Source organism: Nonomuraea sp. NPDC050547, assembly GCF_044457345.1.
Lineage (GTDB): Bacteria > Actinomycetota > Actinomycetes > Streptosporangiales > Streptosporangiaceae > Nonomuraea.
This window is the reverse complement of record NZ_JBITGW010000001.1, coordinates 163,550-174,748: the sequence shown is the minus strand read 5'-3', so window position 1 is coordinate 174,748 and position 11,199 is coordinate 163,550. Positions and strand designations below refer to the sequence as shown.

The 11,199-nt window shown below is 71.8% G+C and carries 11 protein-coding genes; 4 read left to right on the top strand and 7 right to left on the bottom strand.

The window, feature by feature from the left end; translation table 11 throughout:
• Positions 1–5 precede the first annotated feature (5 nt).
• Complete coding sequence (locus ACIBHY_RS00860) at positions 6–818, bottom strand: TetR/AcrR family transcriptional regulator (RefSeq protein ID WP_397245556.1); 813 nt, start codon at positions 816–818, stop codon at positions 6–8.
• 69 nt (positions 819–887) lie between these two features.
• Here ACIBHY_RS00860 and ACIBHY_RS00855 point away from each other — a divergent pair, with 69 nt between their 5' ends.
• Complete coding sequence (locus ACIBHY_RS00855) at positions 888–2,525, top strand: right-handed parallel beta-helix repeat-containing protein (protein WP_397305532.1); 1,638 nt, start codon at positions 888–890, stop codon at positions 2,523–2,525.
• Here the strand turns inward: ACIBHY_RS00855 and ACIBHY_RS00850 are convergent.
• Positions 2,522–2,920, bottom strand: coding sequence for a nuclear transport factor 2 family protein (locus ACIBHY_RS00850; protein ID WP_397305531.1), 399 nt, complete (start codon positions 2,918–2,920; stop codon positions 2,522–2,524). The two genes, ACIBHY_RS00855 and ACIBHY_RS00850, sit on opposite strands and share 4 nt — an antisense overlap.
• 64 nt (positions 2,921–2,984) lie before the next feature.
• Here ACIBHY_RS00850 and ACIBHY_RS00845 point away from each other — a divergent pair, with 64 nt between their 5' ends.
• Positions 2,985–3,548: a TetR/AcrR family transcriptional regulator gene (locus tag ACIBHY_RS00845; protein ID WP_397305530.1), complete on the top strand. Its 564-nt coding sequence runs from the start codon at positions 2,985–2,987 to the stop codon at positions 3,546–3,548.
• Here ACIBHY_RS00845 and ACIBHY_RS00840 read toward each other — a convergent pair.
• Positions 3,545–5,314, bottom strand: a complete 1,770-nt coding sequence (locus tag ACIBHY_RS00840; RefSeq protein WP_397245547.1) for an NAD+ synthase — start codon at positions 5,312–5,314, stop codon at positions 3,545–3,547. The two genes, ACIBHY_RS00845 and ACIBHY_RS00840, sit on opposite strands and share 4 nt — an antisense overlap.
• Before the next feature lie 68 nt (positions 5,315–5,382).
• Complete coding sequence (locus ACIBHY_RS00835; protein WP_397245545.1) at positions 5,383–6,597, bottom strand: MDR family MFS transporter; 1,215 nt, start codon at positions 6,595–6,597, stop codon at positions 5,383–5,385.
• 59 nt (positions 6,598–6,656) lie between these two features.
• On the opposite strand from ACIBHY_RS00835, the gene ACIBHY_RS00830 reads away from it, so the two are divergent.
• The gene (locus ACIBHY_RS00830) at positions 6,657–7,643 is read left to right on the top strand and encodes a DUF5937 family protein (protein WP_397305529.1); all 987 of its coding nucleotides are present in this window, start codon (positions 6,657–6,659) and stop codon (positions 7,641–7,643) included.
• Here the strand turns inward: ACIBHY_RS00830 and ACIBHY_RS00825 are convergent.
• Genes ACIBHY_RS00825 through ACIBHY_RS00815 form a run of 3 tightly spaced genes read right to left on the bottom strand, consistent with a single transcriptional unit; the run spans position 7,587 to position 9,622 of the window.
• A complete protein-coding gene (locus tag ACIBHY_RS00825) occupies positions 7,587–8,075 on the bottom strand; it encodes an expansin C-terminal domain-related protein (RefSeq protein ID WP_397245541.1) in 489 nt (162 codons plus the stop codon). The genes ACIBHY_RS00830 and ACIBHY_RS00825 overlap by 57 nt on opposite strands.
• A gap of 30 nt (positions 8,076–8,105) precedes the next feature.
• Positions 8,106–9,062, bottom strand: coding sequence for a terpene synthase family protein (locus ACIBHY_RS00820; RefSeq protein WP_397245539.1), 957 nt, complete (start codon positions 9,060–9,062; stop codon positions 8,106–8,108).
• Between the two features lie 14 nt (positions 9,063–9,076).
• Entirely contained in the window at positions 9,077–9,622 is a 546-nt protein-coding gene (locus tag ACIBHY_RS00815; RefSeq protein WP_397245537.1) for an EF-hand domain-containing protein, read from the bottom strand.
• A 152-nt stretch (positions 9,623–9,774) separates the two neighbouring features.
• Here ACIBHY_RS00815 and glnA point away from each other — a divergent pair, with 152 nt between their 5' ends.
• The gene (gene glnA, locus ACIBHY_RS00810) at positions 9,775–11,136 is read left to right on the top strand and encodes a type I glutamate--ammonia ligase (protein ID WP_379611505.1); all 1,362 of its coding nucleotides are present in this window, start codon (positions 9,775–9,777) and stop codon (positions 11,134–11,136) included.
• Positions 11,137–11,199: the final 63 nt, after the last annotated feature.

Here is an 11,199-nt window from a genome sequence, read left to right as displayed (position 1 = left end):
GCGTTTCATACTTTGCGGCGCCGGTAGGCCTTCTGCTGGCAGGCGCGCGAGCAGTAGGCGCGGGGCCGTCCGGTCTCGGCCGGATCGATCACCTTCTCGCAGACCGCACATCGAGTTTCGTCACGAACTTCATCACGAATGAGTGCCTCGATCCCGTCGAGCACCCGCTGCAGCCCGAACTCGAACGGGTCGAGCGGCTCGTCGAAGCCGCCTTCCCCGTAGATGCGGGTGAGCGTGGGATAGCGGTCGAGGTGCCGGTAGAGCGAGTCGCGCGCGCCCCACCACTCGTCGTGGCCGACGCCGGTCCGCCGCTCGACCTTCGCCGTCTCGACGACCTCGCGGGCCGCGCTCTCCACGAAGGCCCCGACCAGCCCCACCACGGCCACCACCTGGGCCGGCGGCAGCCCGGTCGCCGCCATGATCGTCAGCGCGGACTCGAAGGACGCGATGGCGTTCGGCCCCGGCACGTGCCGCACGCCCGCCGACTCGAGCAGCCACGGATGACGCCGGTAGAACTCCAGGCCCGAGCGCGCCCACTCCTCCGTGTCCGCCCGCCACCCGCGCGGCGGGCCGAGGTCCGGCTCGTCCCCCAGCACGGCGTCTCGCATGAGGTCCACGAGCTCGGCCTTGCCGGGAACGTGACGATAGAGCGACATCGTGGTGTAGCCGAGCCGCTCGGCCACCCTCCGCATCGACACCGCCGCCAGCCCCTCGGCGTCGGCGAGCTCGATCCCGGCGCGCACGATGCGCTCCAGGTTGAGCCCGCCGCGCCCCTTGGCACCCCACAGCAGTTCCGTGCTGCGCTCCGGATCGGCCACCTGTTGACTCCTCTCCCTGTCTATGCTGTATACCAGATGTGTACACCGCATACCTGGAAGGAATTCCTCATGATCTTCGTCGACCCCTCCGGCGACGACTCCGGCCCCGGCACGATCGAGCGCCCCTTCGCCACCCTGGAACGCGCCCGCGCCGCCGGCGGCGTGATCACCCTCAGGGCCGGCGTCCACCGGCTGACCGAGACGCTCCGGCTGACCGAGGCCGACTCCGGGATCGTCCTGCAAGCCCACGGGTACGGCACCGCCGTACCGGAAAAGGTGGTCGTCAGCGGCGGCACGCCGATCACCGGCTGGCAGGAGGGCGACGGCGGCGTGTGGACGGCGGCGGCGCCCGCCACCCCCGTGCGCCAGCTCTACGTGGGCGGACGCCGCGCCGAGCGCGCCTCACTCTCCCTCGGCGAGACGGCGATCACCGCCACCGAGACCGGTTACGTCCTTGAGGAGGCCGTGGACTGGCCGGGCGCGGTCGAGTTCGTCTACCGCGGCGCCTACCCCTGGTCGGAGGCGCGCATCCCGGTGGCGTCGGTCTCCGGCACGAGCGTCACCATGGCTCAGCCCGCCTTCGGCTGGGCGCGCGAGCTCTACCACTCGATCATCACCTGGGAGGGCGGCGGCGAGCACTACGCCGTGGACGCGCCGACCTCGGCGGAGAACAGCCCCGCCTTCCTGACCCCGGGCACGTTCGCGGTGAGCGAGGGCGTGATCCACTACCTGCCGCTGCCCAGCGAGAGCCCGGACGACGTGGTGGCGCCGGTTTTGGAGACGCTGGTGCACGCCGACGGGGTACGCGGCGCGGCCTTCCGCGGCATCACCTTCGCCGAGGCGGCGTGGACCCGGCCGAGCGGGCGGGAAGGGTTCCTCCACTACCACGGCAACGGCTTCTACGCCGGCGGCGACCTCCAGGTCGTCACGTTCGACGGCGGCCAGGTCACCGTGCCGGGCGACCCGGCCGACATCCCCGGCAACGTGGTCGTCGACGGCGCCTCGGACGTGCGCGTGGAAGGCTGCCGGTTCACCCGGCTCGGCGGCGTCGCGCTGGAGTTCCGCGGCGCCGGGGCGCGCAACGCGCTGCTCGACAGCGAGATCGACGAGGTGGCGGGCGGCGGCGTGGTCATCCGCGGCGGCGCCCGCGAGCACCGGATCGAGCGCACCCGCCTGCGCCGCGTCGGCCTCGACTACCACGGCTCCCCCGCGATCCTGATCGCCGGGACCGAGTCCACGGTCGTGGCGCGCAACGACGTCGGCGAGGTGCCGCACAACGGCGTCGTCGTCAACGCCGGCCGCGGCACCCAGGTGCTCGGCAACCTGATCCACGACACGATGCAGGTGCTGGCCGACGGCGGCGGCCTGTACGTCTCCGGCCCCCAGGGCTCCTCCTACGCCAGCGGCGCCCTGATCCGCGGCAACGTGATCAAGGACACGGTCACGCCGTACAACTACGGCCTCTACACCGACTACGGCGCGGCCTGGGTGACCGTGCAGGGCAACGTGGTGCACCGGGCCGACAACCCGGTGGTGCTGGAGGTGTCGCCGCCGCTGGAGCACGTGGCGTTCATCGGCAACTTCTGGGACGCCGACCCGGGCGAGGCGCCGAAGGGCGTGACGCTGTCCGACAACACCGTGCTCGGTGAGGGCGCGCTGGAGTCCGACCCGGCGGTGGCCGACATCGTGGCGGGCGCCGGGATCTAGGCGGCCAGCGCCTCGTGCCAGCGGGCCGTGTCGGTGTACTGGTGCAGCCGGGAGATCCGGCCGTCGGCCACCCGCCACAGGTGGACGAACTCGGCCTCGTACTCCCGGCCCGTGGCCCGGGCGCGGCCCCGGTAGTGCCCGGTGACCACGACCGTCCCGTCGGCGGTCTCCTGCCAGGTCTCGTCGTAGGGCGCGGTGTCGTACTCCGCGAACACCGCGCCCCACACCCGGGTCAGCGCCTCCGCCGGCCCGCTGAAGACGCCACCGGCGCCGCACGGCATGCCCGGCGCGGTGCGCGCCTCGAAGTCCGGATGCAGCAACGCCAGGATCGCGCCCCCGTCGGCGGTCTGCGCGGCGCTGTAGAAACCCTTGACGACGTGGCTCGCGGCGGACATGCCTGCCTCCTCAATTAGATGGTACATTCTAGAACCAATCCACTAATACCATCGAAGGGCGAGCGTGGGAAGACCGGCGAAATTCACCCAGGACCAGATGCTGGACGCCGCGCTGGCCATCCTCGGCGCCGACGGCCCCGCCGCCGTCACCATGACCGCCGTCTCGGCCCGCACGGGCGCCCCGATCGGTTCCCTCTACCACCGCTTCGCCTCCCGCGACCTGCTGCTGGCCACGCTGTGGCTGCGGTGCGTGAAGGGTTTCCAGGCGGGCTTCGCCGCCGCCATGGCCGACGACGACGTCGAGGCGGCCGCCCTGCACACGCCCCGCTGGTGCCGCGCCAACCCCGCCGCGGCCGCCGCCCTGCTCCTGTACCGCAGGGAAGACCTGGCCGCCCAGTGGCCGGACCAGCTGGGGCCCGAACTGGCGGCGGTGGACGAGCGGACCACCGGCGCCCTCGACGCCTACCTCGCGCGTCACCCCGGCACGGACCGGCAGCACCTGATGTTCGTCCTGGCCGACGTCCCCTACGGCGCCGTCCGCCGCCACCTCCTGGCCGGACGCACCCCTCCCCCGGAGCTGGACGACCTCATCCTGACCACCTGCCGGGCCGTCCTGGCCGCGGGTTAGACCTCCTCGCGCCAGCGGCTGGTGATGGGCAGGCGGCGGTCACGGCCGAAGTTCTTCGGGGTGATCTTGGGGCCTGGCGGGTACTGGCGGCGCTTGTACTCGGCCAGGTCGACCAGCCTGATGATCCGGGTGACCAGCGCCGGATCGTGGCCGGCGGCGATGAGCTCGGCCGAGCCCATGTCCTTCTCCACGTAGTCGTCCAGCAGCCGGTCCAGCACCTCGTACGGCGGCAGCGAGTCGGTGTCGCGCTGGTCGGGGCGGAGTTCGGCGCTCGGCTCCTTGGTGATGGAGTTCTCCGGGATGGGGGACGGGGCGTCCATCGCGAACAGCGGGCTGTGGTGGGCGTTGCGCCAGCGGGCCAGCTCCCACACCATCGTCTTCGGCACGTCCTTGATGGGCGCGAAGCCGCCGGCGGAGTCGCCGTAGAGGGTGGAGTAGCCGGTGGCCAGCTCGCTCTTGTTCCCGGTGGTCAGCACCAGGTGGCCGTGCTCGTTGGACAGGCCCATGAGGATCATGCCGCGTACCCTCGCCTGGAGGTTCTCCGCGGCCAGGCCGGACAGCTCGATCTCCTTCTCGAAGCCGTTGACGATGTCGCCGATGGGCACGACGCGCGCGTGGACGCCCTGCCGCCGCACGAGCTCTTCCGCGTCGCCGATGGAGTGCTCGGAGCTGTAGCGCGAGGGCATGAGCACGACGTGGACCCGCGAGGGGCCGACGGCGTCGGAGGCGATGGCCGCGGTCAGGGCCGAGTCGATGCCGCCTGACAGGCCCAGGATGACCGACTGGAAGCCGTTCTTGGCCACGTAGTCGCGTACGGCCAGCACAAGCGCGTGGTAGACCTCGGCGGGCGCGTCGAGCGGCGCGGCCAGCGGCGCCGGGGCCGGCTCGTAGGGGGCGAGCGGTTCGGGGGACAGCACGAACCGGTCGACGGTGATCGTGGAGCCGTCGCCGGCGTCGTAGGCGACCTGCGAGGGCGGCGCGTCGGACACGGCCAGCTCCAGGTCCACCACGAGCAGGTTCTCCTGGAACTGCGGCGCCCGCGCCACCAGCGCGCCCGTCGCGTCGACGACCAGCGAGTCGCCGTCGAAGACCAGCTCGTCCTGCCCGCCGACCTGGTTGACGTAGACGAGCGGGCAGCCGGCCTCGCGCGCGCGCCGCGCGCACAGCTCCAGCCGCACGTCGTCCTTGTCCTTCTCGTACGGCGAGGCGTTCGGCGCGACCAGCAGCCCGGCCCCCGCCTGCCCGACGACGGCCACGGGCCCCCCGTCCTGCCAGAGGTCCTCGCAGACCGCGACGGCCACGTCGACCCCGTGCAGCCGGAAGATCGGCAGCCGGTCGCCGCGGACGAAGTAGCGGTACTCGTCGAAGACGCCGTAGTTGGGCAGGTGGTGCTTCGCCGTACGGTAGACGACCTCGCCGCGGTGCAGCAGCGCGGCGGCGTCGAGCGGCGCGCCCCTCGGCCGGCCGGCGCGCGGCGCGAGCCCGGCGCGGTCGACGTAGCCGACCAGCACCGGCAGCTCGCCGAGCCCCTCCGCGGCCAGGCGGGCCGCCGACTCCTCCAGCGTGCGGATGCTGGCCTCCACGAAGGAGGTGCGGAGCACGAGGTCCTCGACGGGATATCCGGTGAGGAACATCTCGGTGAAGACCGCGAGGTGGGCGCCGCGCCCGGCCGCTTCGCGGGTCCACGCGAGCAGCTTGTCGGCGTTGGCGGACAGGTCGCCGACCGTCGGGTTCGTCTGGACGAGCGCGATGCGCAGTTGAGCCACGTGACCAGCCTAGTCCGCGTCGCATTCGTACCCGCGGAAGCGTTGCCGCGCGGGGATGTCCCGGGGCTCTAGGCCGCCAGGGCGCTTCTGCGGCGGACGGCGGGCCCGAGGGCGATCATCCCGGCGGCCGAGAGGATGCCGACGCCGCCGAGCGTGAACCACAGCGCGCCGGCGCTCACGCCGAGCAGCGCGCTGCCGGCCAGCGGCGCGAGCACGGTCGAGACCGACCAGGCGAAGCCGAACAGCCCGGAGTAGCGTCCGCGCAGGTGGGCGGGGGCGAGGGCGGCGACGATGGTGCCGACGATGCCCGCGGTCACGATCTCGCCGGCGGTCCAGACGACGATGGTGAACGCGAGCATGGCCACGTTGGTGACGAAAGCCGTGAGGGCGAAGCCGACGGCCATGACGGCCAGCCCGGCGGCCAGCGTGACGGGCGCGTCCAGGCGGCCCAGCCAGTTGGACACCAGCGGCTGTACCACGACGATGAGCACTCCGTTGAGCGCCATCGCCAGCCCGAACTCGCCGGTACTGAGCCCGACGACCTTGGTCATGGCGACGGGCAGCATGGTGAACGTCTGCGAGTACATGAGCGCGTCGCCCAGCACCACGAGCGTGAAGCCCACCATGACCCGGTCGCGCAGCACCGTGCCGAACCCGCCGCCGGCCGTCCCCTCGGCCGGGGGCGGCGCGGTCTCCGGCACCGCCCGCCACACCAGGACGGCGAAGGCCACGCTGGTGGCGGCGTTGATCCAGAACAGCCAGACGAACCCGAGCTCGGCCAGCCAGCCGCCCGCCGTCATGCCCACCGCGTAGCCCAGGTTGATCGCCCAGAACAGAAGCCCGTAGGCGCGCGGCCGTTCGGCGGGCGGGACCAGGTCGGCCACGAGCGCGTTGGAGGCGGGCCGGTAGGCGTCGATCACGATGCCGAGCACGAACATGGCGGCCAGGATCGACGGCAACGAGGTGCTGTAGCCGAGCCACATCATGGTGGCGGCGGTGGCCAGCATGCCGCCGGCCAGCGTGGCGCGGCGGCCGATCCTGTCGGTCAGCACCCCGGCCAGCAACTGGGAGATCAGCGAACCCGCGCCGAACACGGCCATCACGAGTCCGGCGGCGGCGACCGACAGCCCGCGCGCCTGGGTCAGGTAGACGCCGGTGAACGGCAGCACCATGGTGCCGAGGCGGTTGACGAGCGTGCCGCTCCACAGGGCCCAGAAGGGCCTGGGCAGCCCGCCGACCTTCGATCGTAGGAAAGACGGCTTCTCGGCAAGTGCGTTAGTCACCCCCAGAGCATGAAATATCCGCTTTTGAGGCTCCAACGATTTAGGGCACACTAAAACCTATGGGAGTGACCTGGAAGCTGAAGAGCGAGGACGTCGCCAGGATCCGCTTCGGCTTCTCCCCGCTGTGGGAGCTCGTCGCCAGCCTGCGCACGCTCCAGGACCCCGCCCGCCAGCTGGTCCACCTGCCGTGGATCAAGGCGGTCCGCCCCCGCCTGGCCCAGCTCGACATGGACGAGCTCTTCGCGCTCGTGCCCGCCGAGGGCTACCTCGCCGACTTCCTCACGCCGCCGCCCGACACCCCGCTGCCCGACTTCGCGCAGGAACTCGACCGGGTACGGCGAACGCCGCCCGACACCGCCGCCCTGGAGGCGTCCAAGGTCGCGAACGTCGACCGGGCGGTGACCGAACGATTCCGCGCCGACCCCGCCACCGGTCTGCGGCGGACCGCCGACGCGCTCCAGGCGTACTGGGACGCCTGCTTCGCCGAGTACTGGCCGCGCGTCTACGGCCTGCTCGAACGCGACGTGCTGCGCCGCTCGCGGCAACTGGCCACCGGCGGCGCCCGCGAGCTGTTCGCCTCCCTCGACCCCGCCGTCGTCTGGACCGGCGAGCGGCTGCTCGTCGACCGCCCCTGGTGCGACGACAGCGACCTGCACGGCGACGGCCTGGTCCTGGTGCCGAGCGCCTTCTACTGGCCGTCGGTCGCCGTGATGACCGCGCCGTACCAGTCGGCGCTCATCTATCCCGTGCTGGGCGTCGGCACCCTGTGGGAGGACGGGCCGCCGCCCGCGCCCGGCGCGCTGGCCGCCCTCATCGGCAGGAGCCGGGCGCAGATCCTGCTCGCGCTGGCCGAGCCGGCGACGACCTCGGCGCTGGCCCGCCGCATGTCGCTCACCGCCGGCGCGGTCAGCCAGCATCTCGGCGTGCTCAGCGACGGCGGGCTCGCGGTCGGCATGCGGGTCGGCAAGCAGGTCGTCTACCGGCGTACCTCAACAGGCGACGCGCTGGCTGTCGGCAGCGGCGGGAGCCGGCGTGGGAGCGGGTGAGGGGCGGGCGGGGCCGTACAGGAAGACGCCCGTGCGCTGCACCTCGCCGGGAACCAGGTCCAGGTCGTCGACGGTCCTGCGGTGCGCGCGCACGTCGGTCACCCGGAACGCGAACGGGCCGTCGCCCGCGCCGTCGCGCGCCACCCAGGAGCCGTCGGCGCGCCGCCGCAGGTCGCGCCAGTGGCCGTCCACGCGGACCTCGACGCTGCGCAGCGGCCCGCCGTGGTCGAGCACCTGTACGGCCAGCCACTCCTCGTCCGAACCCGGCTTCACCACGAAGCCCAGCGACCGCTCCAGCTGCGGATCGGCACGCGGCGCCGCGCAGGCGGGCCCGTTCAGCAGGTTCACCGTCCACAACACCACGCCCGCCGCGCCCAGCGCCGAGATCGCACTGAGCCCCCGCCGCCGCCTACGCCGTCTGTGCCGCGCCACATGAGTACATAGCGAGATCGTGCGATCACGTTACGTATAGCGCGCCGACTCCAGCAGCCAGTCCAGGTGGGCACGCGGCGCGGCCAGGTAGGCGCAGGCCACCTTGCTGGCGTCGCGGGCCTCCTTGGGCTCCAGCTCGTCGAGCGGCAGCATGCGGGCCGCCGCGCGCATGTCGGCGCACCGTTCCTCGACGCGGTCGAGCACCCACGCGGTCGCCGCCCGTTCGTCCAGGTCGAGCTCGTGCATGGCGATGACGACCAGGTTGTGCGCGTCGCCCTGCTCCTTCGGGCGCGAGGCCACGTCGTTGCACCAGGCGATCGTGTCGCTGCACGCCTCCACCAGCTCGCGCCAGGCGTCGCAGGCGTGCACCCAGTCCGGGACCTCGACGCGCAGGCACGGCTCGACCAGGTCGTACAGGTAGGGGCCGACGGTGCCCCTGCGCAGCGCCGGGTACTCCTCGATCGTCGGGATCCGGCCCGTCGCCCGGTTCCTGGCCTCGGTACGGCAGGCGTCGTGCTGGCGCTGCAGCCCCATCGCGAACCTGGCCCGCCACCGGTCGCTCATCCTGGCACTGGTCACCCGCCACAGATCGGCGAACGCCGACTCCAGCGGATGCTGCGCCGTACCTTGGAGCAGGCCCTGGAAGATCTCCAGCGGGCACGGGCCCTCGTCGAGCTCGTCGTCGAAGTGGAACAGCCACGTCAGCCACTGCGCGAACAACGCCGCCGCGGCCGCGTCGAACTCCGCGAACGCCCGCCCGGCCATCCGGTGGAAGCCCACGCCGGGATCGGCGCGCAGCCCCGTCCTGCGGGCCCAGTCGAGGACGGCGGCCTCGATCGCGTACACCGACGGATGCATGCGGCAGGGCGCGGCCATCGCCGGGACCCGCTCGACCAGCGGCAGCAGCGCCTCGGCCGGAATGCCGCCGCGGCGGGGCGCGGGAAGCACCGGCTTCCTCGCGAGCACGGAACGCAGCGCGTCCCTCATCGAGGCGATCACCATCACAGGGGCCCGAAGAGCCAGTTGCCGCAGGCGTGCGGGTCCTCGCCGGTGTAGTACTCCTTGGCCGCCTCGACCAGGTCCGTCACTGAAAGCACCCCCTGCCCGGCGCGGTCGAGGCGGTCGAAGGCCTCGTCCACGTCGTCGTAGGCGGTGCCGAAGGCGCTCAGCATCGTGCGGAACTCGCCCGGCCTGACGAACCCGTCGCCGTCGGCGTCGCAGAGTTCCGCCACCGCCTGGATCGCCGGACGGAAGACCGGCTCGTAGCGCTCCCCGTCGATGAACGCCGCCGCCATCGCCTTGTGGAAGTCCTCCCGGGTCATGCGCGCGTCCGCGTCGCGGTCCAGCGCCCCGGACAGGGCGGCCCAGATCCCGTCGAAGCTGTCGACGAGCTTGGTGCCGGTCGCCGAGGTCGGCGACTCGCCGAAGCCCACCAGGATGCGCGCGCCCAGACCCAGAAGGTCCGCACGCTCGATCTCGCCGCCGCCACTCACGTCGATGTGGTCGAAGGCGCGGTCGAGTTTGTGATTGCGCAGGTCGATAGCCACGAAATGCCTCCCCCGAGACTGATCTGCGTGCTCACATTAGGTGGGCGCGGGTGGTTTGTCAGTGAGCCACGCACCGGAGGGGCACGTAACGTGTGCGAAACACGGACACGGCATCCTGTAAGCGACCACCGATGTCTTCACGAGGGGCTGCCTTGGACCGCCAGCAGGAGTTCGTGCTCCGCACGCTCGAGGAACGCGACATCCGGTTCATCCGGCTGTGGTTCACCGACGTCCTCGGCTTCCTCAAGTCGGTCGCCATCGCCCCCGCCGAGCTCGAAGGCGCCTTCGCCGAGGGCATCGGCTTCGACGGCTCGGCCATCGAGGGCTTCGCCCGCGTCTACGAGTCGGACATGCTCGCCAAGCCGGACCCGTCGACGTTCCAGATCCTGCCCTGGCGCAGCGAGAATCCGGGCGCCGGCCGTATCTTCTGCGACATCCTGATGCCGGACGGCTCGCCCTCCCACGCCGACCCGCGCTGGGTGCTGAAGCGCACGCTCGCCAAGTGCGCCGACATGGGCTTCACCTTCTACACCCATCCCGAGATCGAGTTCTTCCTGCTGAAGAACCGCCCGGTGACCGGGGAGAAGCCGGAGCCGATCGACGCGGGCGGCTACTTCGACCACACCCCGCACAGCTCCGGCCACGACTTCCGGCGCCAGGCGATCATGATGCTGGAGTCGATGGGCATCTCGGTGGAGTTCAGCCACCACGAGGGCGCGCCCGGCCAGCAGGAGATCGACCTGCGTTACGCCGACGCCCTCACCACCGCCGACAACATCATGACCTTCCGCCTGGTCATGAAGGAGGTCGCGCTGGAGCAGGGCATCTGGGCCTCGTTCATGCCCAAGCCGTTCACCGAGCACCCGGGCTCCGGCATGCACACGCACATGTCGCTGTTCGAGGGCGACCGCAACGCCTTCTACGAGGCGGGCTCGGAGTACCAGCTCTCCAAGACCGGCCGCTCCTTCATCGCCGGCCTGCTGCGGCACGCCGCCGAGATCACCGCGATCACCAACCAGTGGGTCAACTCCTACAAGCGCCTCTGGGGCGGCGCCGAGGCCATCGCCGGCCAGGGCGGCGAGGCCCCCTCCTACATCTGCTGGGGCCACAACAACCGCTCGGCGCTGGTCCGCGTCCCCATGTACAAGCCGCACAAGGGCGGCTCGACCCGCATCGAATTCCGCTCGCTGGACTCCGCCTGCAACCCCTACCTCGCCTTCGCCGTCATCCTCGCCGCCGGCCTGAAGGGCATCGAGGAGGGGTACGAGCTCCCGGCGGCCGCCGAGGACAACGTCTGGACCCTGACCAGCGCCGAACGCCGCGCCCTGGGCATCCGGCCGCTCCCCCAGTCGCTCGATGAGGCCATCGGGGTCATGGAGCAGAGCGAGCTGGCCGCGGAGACGCTGGGCGAGCACGTCTTCGACTTCTTCCTGCGCAACAAGCGCGCCGAGTGGCGTGACTACCGCCGCCAGGTCACCGAGTTCGAGCTGGGCCGTTACCTGCCGGTTCTGTAGCGGGTTCCGGAGGGGCCGAGGGGCGCATCCCCTTGGCCCCTTTTTTGTGAGCTTCGTTACGAA

What these genes read in the sequence shown, in the direction of transcription:
- ACIBHY_RS00820 (WP_397245539.1), bottom strand. Translation starts at nt 9,062, where the DNA reads ATGAGGGACGCGCTGCGTTCCGTGCTCGCGAGGAAGCCGGTGCTTCCC.
- ACIBHY_RS00855 (WP_397305532.1), top strand. Translation starts at nt 888, where the DNA reads ATGATCTTCGTCGACCCCTCCGGCGACGACTCCGGCCCCGGCACGATC.
- ACIBHY_RS00850 (WP_397305531.1), bottom strand. Translation starts at nt 2,920, where the DNA reads ATGTCCGCCGCGAGCCACGTCGTCAAGGGTTTCTACAGCGCCGCGCAG.
- ACIBHY_RS00830 (WP_397305529.1), top strand. Translation starts at nt 6,657, where the DNA reads ATGGGAGTGACCTGGAAGCTGAAGAGCGAGGACGTCGCCAGGATCCGC.